The organism is Actinomycetospora lemnae, from assembly GCF_028737315.1.
Classification (GTDB): domain Bacteria; phylum Actinomycetota; class Actinomycetes; order Mycobacteriales; family Pseudonocardiaceae; genus Actinomycetospora; species Actinomycetospora lemnae.
Window position 1 is genome coordinate 324,197 of sequence record NZ_JAQZAO010000002.1, and the last position, 22,480, is coordinate 346,676.

Here is a 22,480-nt window from a genome sequence, read left to right on the forward strand (position 1 = left end):
TCAGCTCGCCAGCGCGGCGTAGGCGGCGGCGAGGTCCGCCGGGTCGGGGCCCTCGAGCCGGCCGGGGTTCGCGAGCCCGTCGAGCACGACGAAGCGCAGCATCGCGCCGCGCGACTTCTTGTCCAGGCGCATGGTGTCGACGAGCTCGTCGAACGCCTCCGCCGGGTAGGTCGTCGGGAGCTCCACGGCCCGCAGGGTGGCGGCGTGCCGGTCGGCCGTGGCGTCGTCGAGGCGCCCGGCTCGACGGGCCAGCTCGGCGGCGAACACCAGGCCCACCGACACCGCCTCGCCGTGGCGCCACCGGTAGCGCTCGCGACGCTCGACGGCGTGGCCCAGCGTGTGCCCGTAGTTGAGGATCTCCCGCAGGTGCGATTCCCGCAGGTCGGCGGCCACGACGTCGGCCTTGACCTTGATCGAGCGCACGACGAGCTCGCCGAGCGCGTCGCCCGCCGGGTCGAGGGCGGCGGCGGGGTCGGCCTCGACGAGGTCGAGGATCGCGGGGTCGGCGATGAACCCCGTCTTGATCACTTCGGCCATGCCGGCGGCGAGCTCGGCGCGGCTGACGGTGGTGAGGCTGTCGAGGTCGGCGACCACGGCGGCGGGCTCGTGGAACGCGCCGACCAGGTTCTTGCCGGCGCCGGTGTTGATGCCGGTCTTGCCGCCGACCGCGGCGTCGACCATGGCCAGCAGCGTCGTCGGCACGTGGACCACGCGCACGCCGCGCATCCAGCAGGCGGCGACGAAGCCGACGAGGTCGGTCGCCGCTCCCCCGCCGACGGCCACGAGCGCGTCGGAGCGGGTCACGCCGAGGCGCCCGAGCTCCTCCCAGCAGCGCCCGGCGGTGGCGAGGTCCTTGCCGTCCTCGCTCTCGGGCAGCGCGAGCAGGTGCACACGGGTGCCCTGCGCCTCGAGGGCCTCGCGGACCGCGCCCGCGATCCCCGCGACCGCGGGCTGGTGGCAGACGACGACCGTCGTGGTGCCGGCGAGGGTCTCGGCGACCGCGCCGGTGATCCCGCGGCCGACCACCACGTCGTAGGGGGCGGCGGTGGCGACGTGGATGCGCTGCTCGGTGGCGCTACCCGCGGGCACGGTCGGCCTCCAGGGCCAGGGCGGCGAGCACGGCGTCGACGACGGCGTCGGGCTCGAGGTCGTCGGTGGCGATCTCGTGGCGGGCGACGGACCGGTAGACCGGCAGGCGCTCCTGCAGCAGCGCGGAGAACGTCGCGCGCGGGTTGACGCCGGCGAGCAGCGGCCGCGCCGTCGACAGGCCGACCCGCCGCACGCCGGCGGCCAGCCCGACCGCGAGGAAGACCACGGGCTGGCCCTCGAGGTCGGCGCGCACGCCCTCGGTCATCGGGGCGCCGCCGCCGAGGGCGAGGACGCCGTCGTGCTCGGCGAGGGCCCTGGCGACCGCCTCGCGCTCCATCACCCGGAAGGCGGGCTCGCCGTCGGTGAGGAAGATGTCGCTGATCGCGCGGCCCTGCTCGGCCTCGACGATCGCGTCGCTGTCGGTGAAGGGCACGCCGAGGCGGGCCGCCAGCCGCTCCCCCACCGTCGACTTCCCGGCGCCCGGCGGGCCGATGAGGACCGCGACGGGGCTCACGGCTCGCTCCGCAGCAGGTGCGGGTCGATGGCGGCGGTGTAGGCCGCGAGGTTGCGGGTGGTCTCGCGCAGCGAGTCGCCGCCGAACTTCTCCAGGGCGGCGTCGGCGAGCACGAGGGCGACCAGGGCCTCGGCGACCACTCCGGCCGCGGGCACCGCGCAGACGTCGGAGCGCTGGTGGTGGGCGGTGGTGGCCTCGCCGGTGGCGGTGTCGACCGTCGCCAGCGCGCGGGGCACCGTCGAGATCGGCTTCATGGCCACCCGGGCGCGCAGCGGCTCGCCGTTGGTCATGCCGCCCTCGATGCCGCCGGCGCGGTTGGAGGCGCGGCTGATGCCGGGCGCGGCGAGGTGCATCTCGTCGTGGGCCTGCGAGCCGCGGCGGCGGGCGGTGGTGAAGCCGTCGCCGATCTCGACGCCCTTCATCGCCTGGATGCCCATGAGGGCGCCGGCGAGGCGGGCGTCGAGGCGCCGGTCGGCCTGGACGTAGGAGCCGAGCCCCACCGGCAGGCCGTGGGCGACGACCTCGACCACGCCACCGAGGGTGTCGCCCTCCTCCTTGGCGGCGTCGACCTCGGCCACCATGGCCGCCGTCGACGCCTCGTCGACCGCGCGCACCGGGGAGGCGTCGATGCGCTCGCCGTCGCCGGGCATCGGGATAGCGCCGGGCGTCGCGTCGGCGGTGCCCAGGCTGACCACGTGCGAGAGCACCTCCACCCCCAGCGCCTGGGCGAGGAACGCCTTCGCGACCGCGCCGAGCGCGACCTTGGCCGCGGTCTCACGGGCGCTGGCGCGCTCGAGGACCGGGCGGGCCTCGTCGAACGCGTACTTCGTCATGCCGGCGAGGTCGGCGTGCCCCGGGCGGGGACGGGTCAGCGGCGCGTTGCGGGCGCGGCCTTCGATGAGGGCGGGGTCGACGGGGTCGGCCGACATGACCGTCTCCCACTTCGGCCATTCGGAGTTCGCGATCCGGATCGCCACCGGGCTGCCGAGCGTCACGCCGTGGCGCAGGCCTCCCGAGAGCTCGATCTCGTCGGCCTCGAAGCTCATCCGCGCGCCACGCCCGTAGCCCAGGCGTCGCCGCGCCAGCTCCGCCGACACCTCCTTCGAGCTCACCGACACGCCCGCGACCATGCCCTCGAGCACCGCCGTGAGCGCCGCCCCGTGCGACTCGCCTGCCGTCAACCACCGCAACACGGGCCCATCGTTCCACGACGCCGCGATCACGGTGCCCACCCGGCGGCCAGGCTCACGGTGAGCACGACCCACGCCGCGAGCAGCAGCGGAGGACCGAACGGGACGCGGCGCGCGCGGCGTGTCGACGCCAGCACCAGCACGCCCGCCGCGGCCAGCACGACGGCGAGCACCGGGGCGACCGCTGACGCCGCGGAAAGAGGTCCGCCGAGTGCTGGGGCGAGCTTGACGTCGCCGGCGCCGAGGGCGCCCGGGGCCGCGAGGTGCACGGCCGCGAAGGCCCCGCCGAGCAGCAGCGCGCCCGCTGCGCCCGCCGCGATCGCCGCAGCGCCGAGCGGCAGGAGGGCGAGCAGCGAGGCGCCGGCGGCGGGCAGGGTGAGGGCGTCGGGCAGGCGGTGCGCGGCGAGGTCGACCGCGCTCCCCGCCACGACCAGCGCGCCGAGCACGAGCCAGGCCGGGAGCCACGCGGCCGGTGTCGTGCCTGCGGCGACGAGACCCACCGGGACCGCCCACAGCACAGCGAGCGCCCCGCCGCACGCGCGCCGCGGGACGAGCGCTCCGCGCCGCATCCGGGCGAGCGCGGTCCGGAGCCCGACGCCGACCAGCGCGCCCGCCCCACCGCCGCCGAGGGCGGCCACCAGCACTGTCGTCACGGATCGGAGCCTGCGCCCGACCCGGGCCTGCCGTCACGCACTGCGCCGTCCGCCTGTGGACGCATCGGGACGATGGGGACAGCAGGCTCCACCGGCCTCGTCCGTCCAGCCCTGAGCTGGGGGCTTTCCTGCCGGTGGACGCCAGCGTGGACGCCAGGCTGGCACACCCCGTGCGCCGGTCCGCCCTCGGCGTGTCGGGCCGGCGAGGATGCCCCGAGCCGTCAGGTGGGGAGGGGCAGGAGGGCCAGGTCGGCGGTGGCGGCGAGGGCCGCGTGCATGGCCTCACGCGGCGCCGGGAGGCCCGTGAACTGCTCGACCTGCCCGAAGGCCTGGTGGAGCAGCATGTCGAGGCCCGTGGCCACGGACAGTCCGCGCACCGCGGCCGCGGCGGCCAGGGGCGTGGGCCAGGGGTGGTAGACCGCGTCGAGCACCACCGCCCACTCCGGCAGCGCGGCCACGATCCAGGTGGCGAGGTCGGCGTCGATGCTCCCGGCGGGCGTGGTGTTGACCAGCGCCGCGGCCCGCGAGAGGTCGGCCGGCTCGAGCTCGGGCCAGGTCACGGCGCGGTGCACGAACCCGTGCGCGCGGGCCACCTCGAGCGTCCCGGCCGCCCGCGCCGTGTCGCGCACGACGAGCGTCACCGCCTCCGAGCCCACCTCGGACACCCCGCCCAGCGCCGCCGACGCCGTCGCCCCGCTGCCCAGCACCACGACGTCGGCCATGGCGGCGGCGGTCGTCGGGGGGCGCATCCCGGCGGCGCGCAGGGCGCCCGCGACGCCGTCGACGTCGGTGCAGTCCGCCGCCCAGCCGCCGTCGCGCGGCACGAGCGTGTTCGCGGCCCCGACCCGGGCGGCGCGCGCCGAGACCGTCGTCGCCGTCTCCAGCGCCGCCCGCTTGCCCGGCATGGTCACCGAGAGACCCGCCCACGAGCTGTCGAGCCCGCGCACGAGGCCCGGCAGCTCCTCGGCGGTGCACTCGATCGTCTCGTAGGTCCAGTCCTCGAGCCCGAGCGCGGCGTACGCCGCCCGGTGCAGCACCGGCGAGCGCGAGTGGGACACCGGCGAGCCGAGGACCGCGGCGCGGCGGGAGACGGAGCGATGCGGAGCCCGACCCATCGACACGAGCTAGTAGACCCCGCGCTCCTGGGCCAGGCGCCGGTTGGCGTCGTGCTCCTCCGGGGTCACCGCGAAGCACGAGATGCCGTCGGTCTGGCACTTCACGAAGTACACCCACGGCCCCGGCGTCGGCTCCAGCGCCGCGCGGAGGGCCTCGGGGCTGACCGCGCCGATGGGGGTCGGGGTCAACCCGAGGTTGAGGTACGTGTTGTACGGGCCGGGGCGCGCGCGGTCGTAAGGGCTGGTCAGGAGCGTCTGACGGTCGAGGGGATAGTTCACCGTCGAGTCGAACTGGAGGCGCATCGGCACCGCCAGCCGGTTGACGATGACCCGCGTGACCTTCCCGAAGTCGGCCGCGACGCCCTCGCGCTCGGCCAGCGAGCCCACGATCAGCGCGTCGTACGGCGCCACCCCCGCGGCCTCGGCGTCGGCCAGGAGCCCGCCGGCCTCCAGCCGCGGCACCGACGCCGCGACGACGGCCGCCAGCGCCTCGCGCGCCCCCGTGCCCGGCGCGATGTCGTAGGTGCCGGGGGCGAGCAGACCCTCGAGGCGCCGGTTCGGCTCGGCCCGCCGCACGCCCTCGAGCGCCCAGGTCGGCACCCCGAGCTCGGCGGGGTCGGTCTCGGCCATCGCCGCGCGCAGGTCGTCGACGCTGGCGCAGCGCTCGGCCCCCGCCTCGTCGACGGTGCAGGTGGCGCGCGAGATCGCCGACAGCACGCCGGGCACCGTCGCCGTGCCCGCGCCCACCGTGTCGTCGAGCTGCGTGCCGCTGCGGATCTCCAGGCGGCCGACCCGGCTGGCGGGGTCGAGCAGGGCGTCGACGGCGCCGGCCGCGGACATCTGCCGGCGCAGCTCGTAGAAGCCCGGCTGGATGCCGCGCCCGTTCGGGTCCTCCTCGGCGGCGTCGCCGAACGCCCGCGCGGACGCGACGACGTCGGCGGCGACGAGCTCCTCCCCGATCGCGCGGGTGGACGAGCCGTCGGCGACCTCGACGACGACCCGACCCGTGCCCGGGCCCTCGTAGTCGGGAGGGAAGAGCAGCGGCAGCAGGTCGCGGGCGAAGAACACTCCGCCCACCAGCGCGAGCACGAGGATCCCGGCGACGGCCGGCCACAGCCACCGACGCCGGCGGCGGTCCGGCGGCGGAGCCTCCGTCCCGGTCTCCCCACCGCGCGGCGCGGGAGCGTCGTCCTCCGGCTCGTCGTCGCCCAGCAGCCACCCGGCGTCGGCGTCCGCGCCGCCGGCGGGATCGGCCGAGGGGCGTCCGGACCTCCCGGCCGTGGCCGTCGTCTCGGTGTCGGCGTCGTCGTCGGGGAACCAGGGCCGCCAGTCCGCGGCGACGTGCCGGTCGGTCTCGGCGTCGGGGTGGACGCCGGGCCGCGGGGAGGGGTGCTGGGACGGGTGCTGGGACGGGTGCTGGGACGGGCGCTGCTGCGTCGAGTGCTGCGGCGGGTGCTGCGACGAGCCCGCCGCGCGACCCCATGGCCGGCCGGGTGCGGGCGACATCCGCACCAGCCGGCGCTCGGGGTGCGGCGCGCGGCCGTCGGGCCGGCCCGGTCGGCCGAGCCCGCCGTGACGTCCGGTCACGAGTCCTCCGGGCGGTCGGGCGCACGGTGCGCCCGGCGGGCGTCGAGGTGACCCTGCAGGATGCCGACGGCGGCGGCCTGGTCGATCACGCGCCGCTGCTTGCGGCCCTTGACGCCCCGGTCCGAGAGCGTCCGGGTGGCGTTCACGGTGGTCAGCCGCTCGTCGGAGAGCACGACGGGCACGTCGCGGTCGCCGAGACGGCGCGTGAGGGCGTCGGCGTACTCCCGCGCGGTCTGCGCGGCCGGACCGTCGCGACCGGCGAGCGTCCGGGGAAGCCCCACGACCACCTCGACCACCTCGTGCTCGTCGACGAGCGCCACGAGCCGGTCCAGGTCGGTGCCGGCTCCGTCGTGATCGAGGGTAACGAGCGGCGTCGCGAGCACGCCGCCGGGATCGGACAGCGCGACACCGATGCGCACGCTGCCGACGTCCACCCCCAGACGCCTGCCGCTCACCGATTCGTCAGCCGCCAGCGCGGCTCACCTCCGCGCGCAGGGCCGCGATGGCGTCGTCCACCCCGGCGACCCCGCTGCCGCCGCCCTGGGCCAGGTCCGGCTTGCCGCCGCCCCGGCCGTTGACCGCGGGGGCGAAGGCCTTGACCAGGTCCCCGGCCGCGAGGCCGCGCTCGCGGGCGCCCTCGGTGGTGGCGACGACGAACGACACCTTGTCCCCGTCGGGGGCGAACAGGGCCACGACGGCCGGCCGGCCCTGCATCCGCCCGCGGACGTCGCCGGCGAGCGAGCGCAGGTCCCCGCCCCCGACGCCCTCGGGCGTGCGGGCGGCGACGAGCGCGATGCCGCCGACGTCCTCGGCGCCCTCGACGAGCGAGCCGGCCGAGGACAGGACCTCGCGGGCCCGGATGGTCTCGAGCTCCTTCTCGGCCGCACGCAGCCGGTCGACCACCCCGGCGATGCGGTCGGGCAGCTCGTCGGGCTGGGCCCGGAACTGCTCGGCGAGCTGGTTGACCAGCACGTGCTCGCGGGCGAGGAACCGGAAGGCGTCGATGCCGACGAGGGCCTCGACGCGCCGCACGCCCGACCCGACCGAGCCCTCGCTGAGCAGCTTGACCAGGCCCAGCTGCCCGGTACGGCCGACGTGCGTGCCGCCGCAGAGCTCGCGGGAGTAGTCGCCGATGTCGACGATGCGCACCTCGTCGCCGTACCGCTCGCCGAAGAGCGCCACGGCCCCGAGCCGGCGGGCCTCGTCCATCGACGTGACGTACGGGCGCACCTCGTCGTCACCCAGCAGCACCGAGTTGACCTCGTCCTCGACGTCGGTGAGCACCGACGCCGGCACGGCCCCGCCGGGCGAGGTGAAGTCGAACCGCAGCCGACCCGGAGCGTTGAGCGACCCGGCCTGGGCGGCGGCGTCACCCAGCGCCCGCCGCATGCCGGCGTGCACGAGGTGGGTGGCGGTGTGCGAGCGCGAGATGGCGTGCCGGCGCTCGATGTCCACCTCGGGGTGCACGGCGGCGTCGCGGACGGCCTCGCCCTGCGTCACCCGGCCCCGGTGGACCTCGAGGCCCGGCACCGGGGTCTGGACGTCGTCCACCTCGACGACGAAACCGTCGCCGACGATGCGCCCGGTGTCGGCCTGCTGCCCGCCGCCCTCGGCGTAGAACGGGGTGCGGTCGAGCAGCACCTCGACGCGGCTGCCCTCGCCGGCGGTGTACACCGACTCGCCGTCGACGATCAGCCCCACGATCGTGGCGTCGGCGTGCAGCAGCTCGTAGCCGAGGAACTGCGTGAGCCCGGCGCGCTCGAGGATCTCGCGGTAGGCGTGGGCGTCGGCCCCGCCCTGCTTGCGGGCGGCGGCGTCGGCCTTGGCGCGGGCGCGCTGCTCGTCCATCAGCGTGCGGAACGCGCCCTCGTCGACCTGCAGCCCCTGCTCGGCGGCCATCTCGAGGGTGAGGTCGATGGGGAAGCCGTAGGTGTCGTGCAGGGCGAAGGCGCTGGCGCCGGCGATGGTGGTGCCGCCGCCGGAGCGGGTCTCGGCCACGGCGCTGTCGAAGAGCTTCGAGCCCGTGGCGAGCGTGGCGAGGAAGCTCTCCTCCTCGGTGCGGCACGCCGCGGCGATGCGCTCGTAGGAGGTGTAGAGCTCCGGGTACGACGGCCCCATCGCGTCGCGGACGACGCCGACGAGGTCGACCAGCACCGGGTCGGTGCACCCGAGGATGCGGGCGTTGCGGATGACCCGGCGCAGCAGCCGGCGCAGCACGTAGCCGCGGCCCTCGTTGCCCGGGGTGGCGCCGTCGCCGATGATCATCGCAGCCGTGCGGACGTGGTCGGCGATGACGCGGAAGCGCACGTCGTCGGCCTCGGACTCGCCGTAGCGGCGACCCGTGAGCTCCTGGGTGCGGTCGATGACCGGGCGGAGCAGGTCGGTCTCGTAGACGTTGTCGACGCCCTGGAGCAGGAACGCGACGCGCTCGACGCCGAGGCCGGTGTCGATGTTCTTCTGCGGCAGCTCGCCCACCGGGGCGGCCCCGTACTTCGGGCTCTCCGCGCCGCGGACGTCCTGCATGAAGACGAGGTTCCAGATCTCGAGGTAGCGGTCCTCGTCGGCGACCGGCCCGCCCTCGACCCCGTACTCGGGCCCGCGGTCGTAGTAGATCTCCGAGCACGGCCCGCCGGGACCCGGGACGCCCATGTCCCAGTAGTTGTCCCGGCCGTCGCGGCGCTGGATGCGCTCGATCGGCAGGCCGGCGACCTCCTGCCACAGTCGCTCGGCCTCGTCGTCGTTCTCGTAGACGGTGACCCAGATGCGCTCCGGGTCGAAGCCGAAGCCGCCGTCCTCGAGGCTCCCGGTGACCAGCGACCAGGCGTGCCGGATCGCGCCTTCCTTGAAGTAGTCGCCGAAGGAGAAGTTGCCCGCCATCTGGAAGAACGTGTTGTGGCGGGTGGTGTGGCCGACGTTCTCGATGTCGCCGGTGCGCACGCACTTCTGGATCGACGTGGCCGTGGCGTACGGGGCCGGGGCGTCGCCGAGGAAGTACGGCTTGAACTGCACCATCCCCGCGTTGACGAACAGCAGCGTCGGGTCGTCGAGGATCAGGGAGGCGCTGGGGACGGGGGTGTGACCGGCGTTCTCGAAGTGGGCGAGGAAACGTCGGCGGATCTCGTGGGTCTGCACTTTCGTCCTGCTCTGGAGGTGAAACGGGTGGGACGCAGAACGCGGGGGCAGGCCTCAGCGGGCGTGCGAGGCTCCCCGCCGGGGCGCTCGCGCGTGACGGGCCGACGTCGGCGGTTCGGGCCGCACGGGGATCTCGGTCGTGTCCTCCACCATCGCGTACAGCTCCTCGGCGCGCTCGTTCATTCCGGCGCGCACCTCCGCGCCGAACGCACCGAGGCCCGCGCCGAGCTCGCGCAGGCCCTCGCCGAGGCTGGTGCCGATGCCCGCCGGCGTGGCCTTCTGGGTCAGCTCGTTGACCTTGCGGGTGGCCGTGACGCCGACCGCGACGCCGACGCCGACCCAGAACAGACGCTTCATGCGCGCACGCTCCGCTTCGACTTGCTCTTCGCCGGCGACCCGTTCTTGAGCTTGCGGGCCTGCTGGGCCTTGCGCAGCCCGTAGGACAGCGCCGCCACCTTCACCAGCGGACCGCCGAGCGTCGCCGTGAACAGCGTGGTCAGCGCCTTGGTGTTGGCCGCGACGGCCTGGGCGCTGGCGGTCATGCCGTCGACGCGCTCGAGCTGGGTGTTCACCGAGGTGAGCGTGACGTTGGCGTCCGACAGCAGCGGCTCGGTGCCCTCGTGGGCCTTGCGGATCGCGATCGTCGCCTCGTCCAGCGTCCGCCCGAGCTTGAGCAGCGGGATGGCGAGCAGCACCACCAGGATCACGAACGCCACCGCCGCGATGATCGCCGCGATCTGGCCGACCGACACGGTCTCCTCCTCGGTGCTGGGTGCGTGGCAGGTCCGGAGGACCGACATCCGCCCCCACCCCCCGGAGGAGGTGTCGCGGACGCCACCTGGCGCAGGTGGCGGCAGGTTACCGTGCGGGCCCGGGGCCCTCGCCCACCCGCCGGGTCGAGCAGATCAACAGGGCGGCAGGCCCAGGCCGCCGCGGTAGGACGGCGCGAGGTAGACCTCGGAGATGTAGCCGACGCGCCCGTCCGGGGCCAGCGCGCCGAGCCAGACCTCGGACACCGCCGCGTTCGGGTTCTGGCCGATGCTCGTCGAGGTCAGGTCGGCGTTCGTGATCACCTCGCCGGTGAGCTGGCAGACCGCCTCGAACGTGGCGCCGCTCCACACGTCCGTGCCGGGGATCTTGCAGCCGGGGATGCGCGCGCAGTAGGCGACCGGCCGCGACGACAGGTACGACGGCGTCCGGTCCTCGACGAGGTCGCCCGGGCCGATCGCGACCCGGTTCTGGACCAGCACCGTGCGCGGTTCCGGAGAGGGCGGCGCGACGAGGACGAGCACGAGCGCCGTCGCGAGGCCCGCCACGAGCGCGACGAGCAGGACGAAGACCGCGATCTCGACCCGGCGGCGGGTCGAGCGACGGCCGGGCGCGGACGGTGCCGCGGGCTCCGGTGCGGCCTCTGTCGCCGGCGGGAGCGTCGGGGTGTCGACGGCCGGCGGAGGGTCGCGCAGCCGGGCGTGCCGCGTCCGCCACGCCGCCACCTCGTCCGGCTCGAGGCCGACGGCGGCGAGCACGTCGGTGACGAGGTCGCCGTTCGGCAGCCCCGGCCCGCGCGTCGCCGCCGCGATCGTCGACTTGCCCCAGCCCGAGAGCTCCTCGGCCCGCCGGAACGACACGTCGCGCGCCCGCAGGACGTCGCGGAAGTCCGTGCAGAACCGCGCGGGCGAGTCGGTCCGCCCGTCGCTGTCCGTGCCCCGGCCGGTCCCCGGCCCGCCCGCGGTCTCCCCGTTCGTCATGTCCCCCCGGTCCCCGAGTCCCCCCGGACCCGCCGAGATCATCCGTCACGGGCACATCCCCTGCACAGCCGCCGTCCGGACGCTGTCCGGGACGCGGCCGGACGGCGCAGGACGCGTCCACCGAAACCCCGGTGTCGTTGGTCCCGAAGACTGGGTGGTGCCGCGGGCGGCCGGGGGGCGCGCCCGCGGCACCACTCAGCTCGGGACGCCGCGAACGACCTCGCGCAGGCGCGCCAGCCGGTTCGCCCGGTCCCGCTCGTCGCCCCGCCCGCCCGGGCGGTAGTAGTCGCGACCGACCAGCTCGTCCGGCGGGTACTGCTGCGCGACCACACCGGCCCGGTCGTCGTGCGGGTAGACGTAGCCCACGGCGTTGCCCTGGGCCTGGGCGCCCGCGTAGTGGCCGTCGCGCAGGTGCGGGGGCACCGGCCCGGCCGCGCCCCGGCGCACGTCGGCCATCGCCTCGTCGATCGCGGTGATGACGGCGTTCGACTTCGGCGCGGTGGCGAGGTGGATGGTCACCTGGGCGAGGTTGATGCGCGCCTCGGGCAGGCCGATCAGCTGGACGGCCTGCGCGGCGGCGACCGCCGCGGGCAGCGCGGTGGGGTCGGCGAGCCCGATGTCCTCGCTGGCGTGCACGACGAGGCGCCGGGCGATGAACCGCGGGTCCTCCCCCGCCACGATCATGCGGGCGAGGTAGTGCAGGGCCGCGTCCGGGTCGGAGCCGCGGATCGACTTGATGAACGCCGAGATGACGTCGTAGTGCTGGTCGCCGGCACGGTCGTAGCGCACGGCGACCTCGTCGACGACCCGCTCGACGTCCGCGAGCGTGATCTCCACCGGGAGGTCGGGCTTCGCTCCGCTCCGTCTCCCGCCGGTCCCCCCGACGGCGTCGGCGGCGGCCTCGAGCGCGGTCAGGGAGCGCCGGCCGTCGCCCGCGGCGAGGCGGACGAGGTGGGCGCGGGCCTCGGGCTGCAGCGTCACCGCGCCGCCGAGGCCGCGCGGGTCGGCGACGGCGCGGTCCAGCAGGGTGCCGACGGCCTCGTCGTCGAGGGCGTGCAGGCCGAGGACCAGCGACCGCGACAGCAGCGGGGCGACGACCGAGAAGCTCGGGTTCTCCGTGGTGGCGCCCACGAGCAGCACGACCCGGTCCTCGACGGCCGCGAGCAGCGCGTCCTGCTGGGTGCGCGAGAAGCGGTGTATCTCGTCGATGAACAGCACGGTGCGCCGGGGCTCGGCCGCCGCGAGACGCCGGCGGGCGACCTCGATGACCCCGCGCACCTCCTTCACCCCGGCGTTCAGCGCGCTGAGGGCCTCGAACGCGCGGCCCGTGGCCTGCGAGATGAGGCGCGCGAGCGTCGTCTTGCCCGTGCCCGGCGGGCCGTGGAGCAGCACCGACGCCGGCGCCGCCCCCTCGACCAGGCGCCGCAGCGGCGCGCCGGGGGCGAGCAGGTGCTGCTGGCCGACGACCTCGTCGAGGCTCGCCGGGCGCATCCGGACGGCCAGCGGCGCCGTCACACCGCTGGACGGCGCCCCGTCCGAGGGTCGAGCTCCCCTGTCGGTGTGCTCCCCCCGACGCTGCGTCTCCCACCGGTCCTCCACGACGCCCCGCGTCACGGGTCGGTCGGGGTCCGGGCCCGCGGGCGCTGCGGACCCCGCGGCCTCCACCTCGAACAGCCCGTCCTCGCTCATGCCCCGCACGGTAGCGAGGTCAGCCGACGCCCCAGGCGGTCCCGGCACGCGGGACCACGTCGACCGCGACGCCGTCGCGGGTCGTGAGCCGCCGGGCCGGCCCGGGGTCCGGTCCCGACAGCAGGACCGGGCCACCGCGGTACCGGGCGGTGACGGCCACCCGCACGATCGCCTCGGCGAGGGCGAGGCCGTCGGCCGGTGCGGTGTCCACCGGCGGCGTCCCCGGACGGGCGGCGCGGGCCCGGGCGACGATCTCGTCGACCGAGTGCGCCGGCGCGAGGGCGCCCTGCGGACCGGTGACCGTGTAGCCCCCGGCCCACGGCACGATCCGCCACCGCCACGGCGCGAGCGCGCGGGTCAGGGCGGCGGCGAGGCGGCGGGAGGCGCCGGGGTCGGGCGGGCCGACCGTGTCCTCCCACGGCGCCCGCACCCGCCCCGACCCGCACGCACCACACATCGCGAGCCCCTCAGGAGCGCGGGTTCCGGGCGACGAAGTCCTGCGCGATCTCGTCGAACGTCGCCCAGCGCACGCCGTCGTGGCCGTCGATGTGGTCGATGAGCCGCTCGAGGGCCAGCAGCACCTGCGGGCGCCCGGAGACGTCGGGGTGGATCGTCATGGTGAAGGCCGCGTAGTCGCACTCGCGATGGGTCCAGTCGAACTGGTCGCGCCACATCTCCTCGATGTCGCGCGGGTTGACGAAACCGTGGCTGTTCGGGCTGCCCTTGATGAACATCATCGGGGGCAGGTCGTCGAGGTACCAGTTCGCCGGGATCTCGACGAGGTCGGTCTCCTGGCCGCGCTCGAGCGGCTTCATCCACGACTCGGCGGGCTGGTCGTAGTCGATCGGCGTCCACCGGTCGCCCACCCGCACGTAGTACGGGGTGACGTCGCGGTGCATGAGCGAGTGGTCGTAGCGGAAGCCGCGGTCGAGCAGGATCTCGTTGGTGACGCGGCTGAACTCCCACCACGGCGCGACGTAGCCGGTCGGGCGGCGCCCGCTGCGGCGCTCGATGAGCTCGGTGCAGTAGTCGAGGATCGTCTCCTCCTGCTCGCGGCTCATGGCCAGCGGGTTCTCGTGGCTGTAGCCGTGGACCCCGATCTCGTGGCCGGCCGCGACGCAGGCGTCGAACTCGCCGGGGAAGGTCTCGACGGAGTGCCCGGGCCAGAAGAAGGTCTGGGTGATCCCGCGCCGGCGGAACAGCTCGATCAGCCGCGGGACGCCGACCTCGCCGGCGAACAGCCCGCGCGAGATGTCGTCGGGCGAGTCCTGCCCGCCGTACGAGCCGAGCCAGCCGGCGACGGCGTCCACGTCGACGCCGAAGGCGACGAGGATCTCCTTGTTCCCAGCGGCCATGCGGTGTTCCTCCTCAGGTCAGGTGCTCCGCGAGGAGTGCCCGCGGGTCCTCCGGCTCAGCCGCGAGGGCGAGACCGAGCAGCATCCGCGCCTGCCAGGGCGTCATCTCGCCCACGGGCTGCGCGCCGGCCTCGACGAGCGCGGCACCGCCGGTCGCGTAGCGCGCGGAGACCGGGCCCTCGGCGACCCGGCTCGCGAGCAGGACGGTCACCCCGTCCGCCACGGCCTCGCCCACCGCCGCGATCACGTCCGGGGCCGCGTTGCCGATCCCGAGCGCGGCGAGCACGACGCCCCGGGCCCCGGCGCCGACCGCCGCGCGCAGCAGGGCGCCGTCGGCGCCGTGGTGGGCGGCGACGACGTCGACGCGCGGCGGGTCGGCGGCCACGAGCGGCAGGGCGGGGCGCCGCACCGGGTGCGACACCCGCCGCACCCGCCCGTCGACGACGCGGTGCACGACCGACCCGCCGAAGGCGCCGGCCGCGAGGGTGTGGCGCTTGGTGACGCCCCGGGCGGCGAACACCTCGCCGTCGAAGCACAGCAGCACCCCGTCCCCGCGGACCTCGGGGTCGGCGGCCACGTCGAGCGCGGCGCGCAGGTTGGCGGACCCGTCGGCGCCCGGCTCGTCGGCGGTCCGCTGCGCGCCCGTGAGGACCACGGGGCGGCGGTCCTCGAGCAGGAGGTCCAGGCCGTAGGCGCTCTCCTCCATCGTGTCGGTGCCGTGGGTGACGACGACCCCCTCGGCCCCGGCGTCGAGGGCGGCCGTCACCGCGGCGTGCAGCCGGCGCAGGTCGTCCCACCCCATCGCGTAGCTGCCGGCGGTCTCGACGTCGGTGACCTCGACGTCGTCGGTCACCCCGGCGTCGGCCAGCAGCGTGCGCCCGTCGCGGGAGGCCCGGCGCGCCCCCGGGAAGCCGGTGCTGGCGATGGTGCCGCCGGTGGCGACGAGGTGCACGGGCGGCTGGACGGGCGGCTGGACGGGCGGCTGGACGGGCGGCTGGACGGGCACGGGGCGGCTCCGCAGGTCGGCGACGTCGGGGACGACTAGGGTCGTTCCCCATGCACGAGATCCTCACCGTGCTCGAGTCCGACGCCCGCGCGACGCCCGAACGGATCGCGGCGCTCACCGGCATCCCCGAGGACGAGGTGCGCGCGGCCATCGCCGGCTGGGAGGCCGACGGGGTGATCCGCCGGTACAAGACGGTGGTCGACCGGGACCGGCTCGGCGACAGCCGCGTGACCGCGTTCGTCGACGTCACCGTCGCGCCCGAGCGGGGCCGGGGGTTCGACGACGTCGCCGAGCGCATCGCCCGCTTCCGCGAGATCCGGGCGGTGCACCTCGTGTCCGGCGCCCAGGACCTGCGGGTCGAGGTGGAGGGGGCCTCGATGAAGGAGGTCGCGGACTTCGTCGCCCAGAAGCTCTCGGGCGTCGACCGCGTCACGGCGACGAGCACCCACTTCCTGCTGCGGCGCTACAAGGACGACGGCCAGCTGCTCATCGACCCCGAGCCGGACCACCGGCTCTCGGTGATGCCCTGATGACGCCGCAGAAGCCGCTCTCACGGGTCGTCGAGGCGATGCCCCCGTCGGGCATCCGCAAGTTCTTCGATCTCGCCCAGACGATGACCGGCGTCATCACCCTCGGCGTCGGCGAGCCCGACTTCCCGACGCCGTGGGGCGTGCGCGAGTCGGCGATCCACGCCCTGACGCGCGGCGCGACGACGTACACCGGCAACTCCGGGCTGCTCGAGCTGCGCGAGCTGATCTGCGCGGACCTCGAGGCGCGCCACGGCCTGCGCTACCGCCCGGCCGACGAGTGCCTGGTGACGTCGGGGGTCTCCGAGGGCCTCGACCTGGCGCTGCGGGCGCTGCTCAACCCGGGCGACGAGGTGATCGTCCCCGAGCCGTCGTACGTGGCCTACCAGCCGTGCGTGGCGTTCGCGGGCGGCGTGCCGGTGCCCGTGCCGGCCGACCCGGCGCAGGGCTACCGCCTCGACGCCGAGCGGATCGCCGCGGCGGTGACCCCGCGGACGAAGGCCGTGCTGTTCGGCTCGCCGTCGAACCCGACCGGGGCCGCGCAGAGCGCCGAGGACCTCACCGCCCTGGCGGCGCTCGCCGCGCGCGAGGACTTCTGGCTGGTCAGCGACGAGATCTACGACCGTCTGACCTACACCGGCACCCACACCAGCACGGCCGCCGTCGAGGGCGCGTGGGAGCGCACGGTGCTGCTCAACGGCTTCTCGAAGTCGTACGCGATGACCGGCTGGCGGGTCGGCTACGTGTGCGCGCCCGAGCCGGTGGCGGCGCTCATGCACCGCATCCACCAGTACACGATGCTCTGCGCGCCGCACGTCAGCCAGGTCGCGGCGATCGAGGCGCTCAAGAGTGCGGACCCCGACGTCACCGAGATGGTCGCCGACTACGACCGGCGCCGGCGGCTGTTCGTCAAGGGCCTCGACGAGCTCGGGCTCACGTGCCCCGAGCCGGGCGGGGCGTTCTACGCGTTCCCGTCGATCCGCAGCAGCGGGCTGAGCTCGCAGGACTTCGCCGAGCAGCTGCTCGAGGAGCAGAAGGTGGCCGTGGTGCCCGGCGACGTCTTCGGGCCGTCGGGCGAGGGCCACGTCCGCTGCTCCTACGCCACCGCGCTCCCCCTGCTCGAGCAGGCCCTCGAGCGCATCGGCCGCTTCCTCTCGACCCGTACGTGAGTGGGGGGTCAGTTGAGCTTGCGGGTGCCCTCGGGCAGGCCGCCGCCGGCGTAGGCGTCCTCGGCCAGCTGCGCGAGCGCGGTCAGGGCGACGTTCTGGCTCCACGGGCCGAATGAGCAGCGGGCGACGCCCAGCTCGGCCAGCCGCGCGGTGCCGGGCATGCCGGGCACGCCGATGACGTTGACCGTGCGCTCCCCCAGCGCGTCGACCAGCGCCCGGATCGTCTCCTCGTCGAGCTTGCCGGGCACGAAGAAGTTCGTGGCGCCCGCCTCGAGATAGGCGCGGCCGCGCTCGATCGCGTCGTCGAGGATGACCTCCGGGTCACGGTCGCCGCCGCGCACCCACGCGTCGGTGCGGGCATTGAGCGCGAACGGCACGCCGGCCTTCTCCGCCGCGGCGACGGCCGCCTCGACGGCCCGGACCGACTCGGACAGCGGCTTGAGCTGGTCCTCGAGGTTCGCCCCGACGACCCCGACGTCGATGGCGCGGGCGATCGTGCCGCCCGGGTCGCCGTAGCCGCCCTCGAGGTCGGCGGTGACGGGCAGCTCGGTCTGCCGGGCGATGAGCCCGACCTCCGCGATCATCTCGTCGCGCGGGATGACCTCGCCGTCGGGGTAGCCGCGCGACGCCGCGATGCCGTGGCTCGCCGTGGCGAGGGCCTTGGTGCCGGGGGTGTTCGCGACGGTCCTGGCCGTGATCGCGTCCCACACGTTGACGACGACGAGCAGCTCGGGGTCGCTGTGCAGGCGCTGGAGCTCTCGGGCCTTCTCGACGGTGCTCATGGTCATCCGAAGCGCGGGGCCGTCGCTCCTTGTTCCTGTGTCGTGGATCACATACCGTCGGGCGGGGCGCGGACCGACGACGGGGCGGGCGATCAGCATGGACACGGCGGCGGCGGTGCTCGGCCTGTGGGAGTCGGCCGAGGACGCGGTGGACGGCATGGCCGCGGACGACTGGACGCGCGACGCCCCGGGCCCGGAGCCCACGGTCGGCGACCTCGTCGCGCACCTCGCGGGCGAGCACGGCGGCGTGCACTACGCCGCGCCCGCGCGCCTGCGCTCCTCGCTGGCGGGCGCCCGGCACCGCGAGGCGCTGCGGATGGCGGGCCTCGACGCGGGCGACCCCGTGCTCGGCGCCTCCTGCCTCGACCTCTGCCTGCACGCCCACGACCTGCGCACCGCGCTCGGTCTGCCCGTCGACCTCGCCGAGCACGCACCGGCGGTCCTCGCGGCCGCGCGTCTCGTGGTCGACCTCGCGCCCCGGCTCCTCGTCGCCGCGGTCGGGCCTCGGGCGGCGTCGGTCCGGCTCGTCGTGCGGGCGCCGGGCGACGACGCGGCGGTGCTCGACCGCACCGTGCACGTCGTCGACGGGCACCCCGCCGCGCCGGACCGCGACACGCCTCCGGACGTCGTCGACGTCGACGCGGACGCCCTGCTGCTCCTGCTCGCCGGGCGTCGGCCCGCCGAGGCGCTCGCCGCGGACGGGGCGGCGGCGTGGTCGGGACCCGCCGCGGACGCCCTCGTGCACCGGGCGCCGCTGGCAGCCTGAGCGGCCAGCCGGCGCGAGCTCAGCGCCGCGCGAACGCCGGGTAGGGCGGCAGCCCCGCCTCGCCGCCGTGCCGGCCCAGGGCCGCGACGACCGCGGCCGCGAGCTCGGCCGTCGCCACCCGGCCCGCGCGCTCGGCGTCGGTGCCGACGCGGCGCCACAGCGCGCTGAGCACCGCGGGTGTGTCCTCCCCCGGGTCGGCGACGACGACCCGCGCCGCCCGCCCGGTGTCGACGGTGCCGAGGACCGCGGGCAGCAGCGCGCGGGTGGAGAGCCAGACCCACAGCACCTCGGCCTGCAGGAGACGGTCGCGCAGGACGTCGGCGTCGGCGAGGTCGGGCCACACCGGGCTGATCTCCGCCTGCCACGCCGCCACCATCGCCTCGGCCATGCCCGGCGGCTGCGCCCGTGCGGGCCCGCCGCTGGGCAGCGGCAGGCGCAGCGACGCCGCGGTGAGGGCGACGTCGCGGAAGCAGGCCCACTCGAAGTCGAGGAACCGCGAGCCGCTGCCGGTGAGCAGGCAGTTGTCGGGGCGGACCTCGGCGGGACTGAACGCGCGGTAGCCCGACCCACCGAGGAGCCTCGCGGCACTGCGCGCCTCGGCCACCGCGGCCGGCGCGGCCTCGACGCGCAGGAGATGGGCCAGCTGGTCGGGCACCTCGGCGAGCGCCGCGCGGGCGTCGTCGGCCAGCGGGTCGCGCCACGTGCGCTCGCCGAAGCGGCGGAGCAGCGCCCCGAAGTCGTCCTCGCGGCCTGCGGTGGCCGCCTGCATGCGCCCGAGCGCCCGGGCCCAGCCGAGCAGCGCCCGCTCGGCGGCCTTGGCGTCGCGCTCCTCGAGCCGGTCGGCCAGCGTCGAGCAGCGCCCGAGGTCCTCGAGCACGAGCAGGCGGTGCACCGGGTCGTTCGCCACGAGCATCGGGCTCGCGCGCTCCTCGCTGGGCATGGCCGTGAGCAGCTGGCAGGAGGCGGCCTCGTAGCGGAAGCGCACGGTGCTCTGCTCGCCGGACTGTGCCGGACCCCCCTGCTCGTCGAGGTAGTGCTTCAGGACGAGCGTGCGCGGCAGCGAGAACGGGTTCTCGGCCACCCGCACCCGGACCACGAGCGAGCGGGAGCTGCCGCCCAGATCGACGGGCTCGGCGAGCCGCACGGTCGCCCCGTGGCGCCGGGTGAGCAGCTCCTCGGCCAGCGCGACGGCCTCCGCCGTCCGATCGGCCGAGCCGGGAGCGCCGGCCGCGTGACCGTCGGAGGTGTCCGCGTCGTCCGTCGTCAGGGGAGCCATCAGCCGGAGGACTCTACCCCGACCGTGAGCGCGTCGGGAGGGATTCGGGGACACCGCGGCGTCGCCGGAACGCCCGGACGATCAGCAGGACGATCACTCCCGCGACGACGATCCCGGCCACGTTGACGACGAGCTGCAGCAGCGAGCTGGCCGCGCGAGGCCAGTCGGCGAGCGTGACCGCGACCGCCGCGAACCCCGCGGCGGGCACCGTCGTCACCGAGATGAACACCCCGACGAGCACGCCGGAGCCCTCCCCCGCGATGAGCGCCACCATGCCCGCGATCCCGGCGAGCAGCGCCACGACCAGGGAGAACGGGCCCACCTGGTAGACGAACTCGACGCCCGACAGGTTCGTCAGCGCGTCCTCGGGGATGAGCTCGATCGCCTCCGCCCCCGCCGAGGCGAGGGCGGTCACGGTGACGGCGATGGCGAAGCCCGCGCCGAGGGCGAGCGCCGCGGTGCGGGCCAGCGGGCCGTCGCGGCGCACCGTGGCGACCGCGAGCGCGGCCAGCGGCCCGAACTCCGGACCGAGGACCATCGCGCCGACGACGGTGACCGGGGAATTGGTGACGACGCCGATCGCCCCGAGCAGGCAGGCGATGGTCAGCATGACCACGAACGTCACCGACAACCGTGCCGACTGCCCGGTGCGGCCGAGGAGCTCGGCCCACACGACGGCGTCGACGCCCTCGCCGGGGACCGCCGCCTCGGCCCGGTCGGCGGCGTCGGAGACGACGGTGTCGAGCGTCTCGAGGACGATCCCGCCGCGCTCGGCGCAGCCCAGCTCGCGCAGCGCGTCGAGCACGTCGTCGATGGCCTCCCGCGCGACGTCGGCCTCGACGACGTCCCCGCGCGGGTCCACCGCGGCCCCGCGCACCCGCACGACGTGCACGGCACCGGGCTCGTCGTGCAGCACGCCCAGGACGCGGTCGACGAGCCCGGCCTCGGTGTCCGGGCAGAGGACCCGCAGCCGGTTCACGTCACCCGACCCGGACGGGTCTCACCACGCCCGGGTCGAGCTCCGCCGCGCTCCGGCTCCCTCACTGGACCGGCCGCTCCGGCGGCTTGACCGGCGCGGCCGGCTTGGTCGGGGCGTCCACCCCCGCCTCCTTGCGCTGCAGGGCCGTGATCGGGGCCGGCGCGGCGGTCAGCGGGTCGTAGCCGCCGCCGGTCTTCGGGAAGGCGATGACCTCACGGATCGAGTCGACCCCGGCGAGCAGCGCGCAGATGCGGTCCCAGCCGAACGCGATGCCGCCGTGCGGGGGCGGGCCGTACGCGAAGGCGTCGAGCAGGAACCCGAACTTCTCCTGCTGCTGCTCGGGGCTCAGCCCCATCAGCGCGAAGACCCGCTCCTGGACGTCGCGGCGGTGGATACGGATGGACCCCCCGCCGATCTCGTTGCCGTTGCAGACGAGGTCGTAGGCGTACGCCAGGGCGTGCTCCGGGTCCTCCTCGAACCGGTCGATCCAGTCCGGGGTGGGCGAGGTGAACGCGTGGTGCACCGCCGTCCACTGCCCCTCCCCGACCGCGACGTCGTCGGTCGAGCCGGCCGCCTCGAACAGGGGCGCGTCGACGACCCACACGAACGACCAGGAGCCCTCGGGGATGAGGTCGAGGCGCCGGGCGATCTCGTTGCGGGTGGCGCCGAGCAGGGCGCGGCCCTCCGCCGGCGTGCCGGCGCCGAAGAAGATGCAGTCGCCGGGGTTCGCGCCCGCGGCCTTGGCCAGGCCCTCGCGCTCGGCGTCGGTGATGTTCTTCGCGACCGGTCCGGAGAGCGTCCCGTCCTCGCCGACGAGCACGTAGGCGAGGCCCTTGGCGCCGCGCTGCTTGGCCCACTCCTGCCAGCCGTCGAGCGTGCGCCGCGGCTGCGACGCCCCGCCGGGCATGACGACCGCGCCGACGTAGGGAGCCTGGAACACGCGGAACGGCGTGTCGGCGAAGTAGTCGGTCAGCTCGACGAGCTCGATGTCGAAGCGCAGGTCGGGCTTGTCGGAGCCGAAGCGCGCCATCGCCTCGAGGTAGGGCATCCGCGGGATGGGCGTGGGGATCTCGTACCCGGCGAGCTCCGACCACAGCGCGGTGATGACCGCCTCGCCGAGGGCGATGACGTCGTCCTGGTCGACGAAGCTCGCCTCGATGTCGAGCTGCGTGAACTCGGGCTGGCGGTCCGCACGGAAGTCCTCGTCGCGGTAGCAGCGCGCGATCTGGAAGTAGCGCTCGAGCCCGCCGACCATGAGCAGCTGCTTGAACAGCTGCGGCGACTGCGGCAGCGCGTACCAGCTGCCGGGCCGGAGGCGCGCCGGGACGAGGAAGTCGCGCGCGCCCTCGGGCGTCGACCGGGTGAGGGTGGGGGTCTCGACCTCGACGAAGTCCCGGTCGGAGAGCACGTCGCGGGCGATCTTGTTGGCGCGGCTGCGCAGCCGCAGGGCGGACGCCGGGCCCTCGCGGCGCAGGTCGAGGTAGCGGTGGCGCAGGCGGGTGTCCTCGCCGACGCTCCCCGATTCGGAGCCGTGCTCGTCGAGCTGGAAGGGCAGCGGCGCCGACTCCGACAGGACGGTGAGCGCGGTGGCGCTCACCTCGACCTCGCCCGTGGCCAGCTCGCGGTTCTCGCTGCCCGCGGGGCGCTGCTCGACGACGCCGGTGATCTGCACGCAGAACTCGGCGCGCAGCCGGTGGGACTCCTCGGCCACGTCGCCGAGCCGGAACACCACCTGCACGACGCCCGAGGCGTCGCGCAGGTCGATGAACACGACGCCGCCGTGATCACGCCGGCGGGCCACCCAGCCGGCGAGGGTGACCGTGGCGCCGACGTGCTCGGCGCGCAGCGTGCCGGCGGGGTGCGAGCGCATCATCAGGGGTGGTGCTCCTGGGTCGGTTCGGGA

The 22,480-nt window shown here is 75.7% G+C and carries 22 protein-coding genes; 3 read left to right on the forward strand and 19 right to left on the reverse strand.

The annotated features are described in order from the left end of the window. From aroB to PGB27_RS05310, 15 genes are all read right to left on the reverse strand, one after another. The gene (gene aroB / locus PGB27_RS05240; protein ID WP_274199284.1) at positions 1 to 1,089 is read right to left on the reverse strand and encodes a 3-dehydroquinate synthase; all 1,089 of its coding nucleotides are present in this window, start codon (positions 1,087 to 1,089) and stop codon (positions 1 to 3) included. Then, entirely contained in the window at positions 1,076 to 1,603 is a 528-nt protein-coding gene (locus PGB27_RS05245; protein ID WP_274199285.1) for a shikimate kinase, read from the reverse strand. Before PGB27_RS05245 ends, aroB begins: the two co-directional genes overlap by 14 nt. Next, a complete protein-coding gene (aroC, locus tag PGB27_RS05250) occupies positions 1,600 to 2,796 on the reverse strand; it encodes a chorismate synthase (RefSeq protein WP_274199286.1) in 1,197 nt (398 codons plus the stop codon). The genes PGB27_RS05245 and aroC overlap by 4 nt, the downstream gene beginning before the upstream one ends. Before the next feature lie 26 nt (positions 2,797 to 2,822). Continuing rightward, entirely contained in the window at positions 2,823 to 3,446 is a 624-nt protein-coding gene (locus PGB27_RS05255; protein ID WP_274199287.1) for a prepilin peptidase, read from the reverse strand. Between the two features lie 221 nt (positions 3,447 to 3,667). After that, on the reverse strand, positions 3,668 to 4,561 hold the full coding sequence (locus PGB27_RS05260; protein WP_274199288.1) for a shikimate dehydrogenase: 894 nt from the start codon (positions 4,559 to 4,561) through the stop codon (positions 3,668 to 3,670). Between the two features lie 9 nt (positions 4,562 to 4,570). Continuing rightward, a complete protein-coding gene (locus tag PGB27_RS05265) occupies positions 4,571 to 6,148 on the reverse strand; it encodes an endolytic transglycosylase MltG (RefSeq protein ID WP_274199289.1) in 1,578 nt (525 codons plus the stop codon). Further along, complete coding sequence (gene ruvX, locus PGB27_RS05270; protein WP_274199290.1) at positions 6,145 to 6,603, reverse strand: Holliday junction resolvase RuvX; 459 nt, start codon at positions 6,601 to 6,603, stop codon at positions 6,145 to 6,147. The genes PGB27_RS05265 and ruvX overlap by 4 nt, the downstream gene beginning before the upstream one ends. A gap of 7 nt (positions 6,604 to 6,610) precedes the next feature. Further along, entirely contained in the window at positions 6,611 to 9,280 is a 2,670-nt protein-coding gene (alaS, locus tag PGB27_RS05275) for an alanine--tRNA ligase (protein WP_274199291.1), read from the reverse strand. A 54-nt stretch (positions 9,281 to 9,334) separates the two neighbouring features. Further along, positions 9,335 to 9,637, reverse strand: a complete 303-nt coding sequence (locus PGB27_RS05280) for a hypothetical protein (protein ID WP_274199292.1) — start codon at positions 9,635 to 9,637, stop codon at positions 9,335 to 9,337. Continuing rightward, complete coding sequence (locus tag PGB27_RS05285; protein WP_274199619.1) at positions 9,634 to 10,032, reverse strand: DUF948 domain-containing protein; 399 nt, start codon at positions 10,030 to 10,032, stop codon at positions 9,634 to 9,636. The genes PGB27_RS05280 and PGB27_RS05285 overlap by 4 nt, the downstream gene beginning before the upstream one ends. A 153-nt stretch (positions 10,033 to 10,185) precedes the next feature. Next, positions 10,186 to 11,028: a hypothetical protein gene (locus tag PGB27_RS05290; RefSeq protein WP_274199293.1), complete on the reverse strand. Its 843-nt coding sequence runs from the start codon at positions 11,026 to 11,028 to the stop codon at positions 10,186 to 10,188. 195 nt (positions 11,029 to 11,223) lie between these two features. Beyond that, positions 11,224 to 12,717, reverse strand: coding sequence for a replication-associated recombination protein A (locus PGB27_RS05295; protein WP_274199294.1), 1,494 nt, complete (start codon positions 12,715 to 12,717; stop codon positions 11,224 to 11,226). A gap of 19 nt (positions 12,718 to 12,736) precedes the next feature. Further along, positions 12,737 to 13,147, reverse strand: coding sequence for a hypothetical protein (locus PGB27_RS05300; RefSeq protein ID WP_274199295.1), 411 nt, complete (start codon positions 13,145 to 13,147; stop codon positions 12,737 to 12,739). 37 nt (positions 13,148 to 13,184) lie between these two features. After that, positions 13,185 to 14,072: a polysaccharide deacetylase family protein gene (locus PGB27_RS05305; RefSeq protein WP_274199296.1), complete on the reverse strand. Its 888-nt coding sequence runs from the start codon at positions 14,070 to 14,072 to the stop codon at positions 13,185 to 13,187. 13 nt (positions 14,073 to 14,085) lie between these two features. Continuing rightward, positions 14,086 to 15,078, reverse strand: a complete 993-nt coding sequence (locus PGB27_RS05310) for an asparaginase (RefSeq protein WP_274199297.1) — start codon at positions 15,076 to 15,078, stop codon at positions 14,086 to 14,088. Positions 15,079 to 15,128: 50 nt separating this feature from the next. On the opposite strand from PGB27_RS05310, the gene PGB27_RS05315 reads away from it, so the two are divergent. Beyond that, positions 15,129 to 15,608, forward strand: a complete 480-nt coding sequence (locus tag PGB27_RS05315; RefSeq protein WP_274199298.1) for an Lrp/AsnC family transcriptional regulator — start codon at positions 15,129 to 15,131, stop codon at positions 15,606 to 15,608. Continuing rightward, positions 15,608 to 16,774 carry an aminotransferase class I/II-fold pyridoxal phosphate-dependent enzyme gene (locus PGB27_RS05320; RefSeq protein ID WP_274199299.1) on the forward strand — a complete coding sequence of 389 codons (1,167 nt, stop codon included), beginning with the start codon at positions 15,608 to 15,610 and terminating at the stop codon, positions 16,772 to 16,774. The genes PGB27_RS05315 and PGB27_RS05320 overlap by 1 nt, the downstream gene beginning before the upstream one ends. 8 nt (positions 16,775 to 16,782) lie before the next feature. Here the strand turns inward: PGB27_RS05320 and PGB27_RS05325 are convergent, their stop codons facing one another. Continuing rightward, on the reverse strand, positions 16,783 to 17,556 hold the full coding sequence (locus PGB27_RS05325) for an isocitrate lyase/PEP mutase family protein (protein WP_274199300.1): 774 nt from the start codon (positions 17,554 to 17,556) through the stop codon (positions 16,783 to 16,785). A gap of 97 nt (positions 17,557 to 17,653) precedes the next feature. On the opposite strand from PGB27_RS05325, the gene PGB27_RS05330 reads away from it, so the two are divergent. After that, positions 17,654 to 18,322 carry a hypothetical protein gene (locus tag PGB27_RS05330; RefSeq protein ID WP_274199301.1) on the forward strand — a complete coding sequence of 223 codons (669 nt, stop codon included), beginning with the start codon at positions 17,654 to 17,656 and terminating at the stop codon, positions 18,320 to 18,322. 19 nt (positions 18,323 to 18,341) lie between these two features. Here PGB27_RS05330 and PGB27_RS05335 read toward each other — a convergent pair whose 3' ends face one another. From PGB27_RS05335 to aspS, 3 genes are all read right to left on the reverse strand, one after another. Beyond that, a complete protein-coding gene (locus PGB27_RS05335; RefSeq protein ID WP_274199302.1) occupies positions 18,342 to 19,598 on the reverse strand; it encodes a hypothetical protein in 1,257 nt (418 codons plus the stop codon). A gap of 13 nt (positions 19,599 to 19,611) precedes the next feature. Further along, on the reverse strand, positions 19,612 to 20,577 hold the full coding sequence (locus tag PGB27_RS05340; protein WP_274199303.1) for a DUF389 domain-containing protein: 966 nt from the start codon (positions 20,575 to 20,577) through the stop codon (positions 19,612 to 19,614). A 61-nt stretch (positions 20,578 to 20,638) separates the two neighbouring features. Beyond that, on the reverse strand, positions 20,639 to 22,450 hold the full coding sequence (gene aspS, locus PGB27_RS05345; RefSeq protein WP_274199304.1) for an aspartate--tRNA ligase: 1,812 nt from the start codon (positions 22,448 to 22,450) through the stop codon (positions 20,639 to 20,641). Positions 22,451 to 22,480 lie beyond the last annotated feature (30 nt).

What these genes read in the sequence shown, in the direction of transcription:
- PGB27_RS05260 (WP_274199288.1), bottom strand. Translation starts at nt 4,561, where the DNA reads ATGGGTCGGGCTCCGCATCGCTCCGTCTCCCGCCGCGCCGCGGTCCTC.
- PGB27_RS05280 (WP_274199292.1), bottom strand. Translation starts at nt 9,637, where the DNA reads ATGAAGCGTCTGTTCTGGGTCGGCGTCGGCGTCGCGGTCGGCGTCACG.
- PGB27_RS05290 (WP_274199293.1), bottom strand. Translation starts at nt 11,028, where the DNA reads ATGACGAACGGGGAGACCGCGGGCGGGCCGGGGACCGGCCGGGGCACG.
- PGB27_RS05295 (WP_274199294.1), bottom strand. Translation starts at nt 12,717, where the DNA reads ATGAGCGAGGACGGGCTGTTCGAGGTGGAGGCCGCGGGGTCCGCAGCG.
- PGB27_RS05305 (WP_274199296.1), bottom strand. Translation starts at nt 14,072, where the DNA reads ATGGCCGCTGGGAACAAGGAGATCCTCGTCGCCTTCGGCGTCGACGTG.
- PGB27_RS05315 (WP_274199298.1), top strand. Translation starts at nt 15,129, where the DNA reads ATGCACGAGATCCTCACCGTGCTCGAGTCCGACGCCCGCGCGACGCCC.
- PGB27_RS05320 (WP_274199299.1), top strand. Translation starts at nt 15,608, where the DNA reads ATGACGCCGCAGAAGCCGCTCTCACGGGTCGTCGAGGCGATGCCCCCG.
- PGB27_RS05325 (WP_274199300.1), bottom strand. Translation starts at nt 17,556, where the DNA reads ATGAGCACCGTCGAGAAGGCCCGAGAGCTCCAGCGCCTGCACAGCGAC.
- PGB27_RS05330 (WP_274199301.1), top strand. Translation starts at nt 17,654, where the DNA reads ATGGACACGGCGGCGGCGGTGCTCGGCCTGTGGGAGTCGGCCGAGGAC.
- PGB27_RS05335 (WP_274199302.1), bottom strand. Translation starts at nt 19,598, where the DNA reads ATGGCTCCCCTGACGACGGACGACGCGGACACCTCCGACGGTCACGCG.
- aspS (WP_274199304.1), bottom strand. Translation starts at nt 22,450, where the DNA reads ATGATGCGCTCGCACCCCGCCGGCACGCTGCGCGCCGAGCACGTCGGC.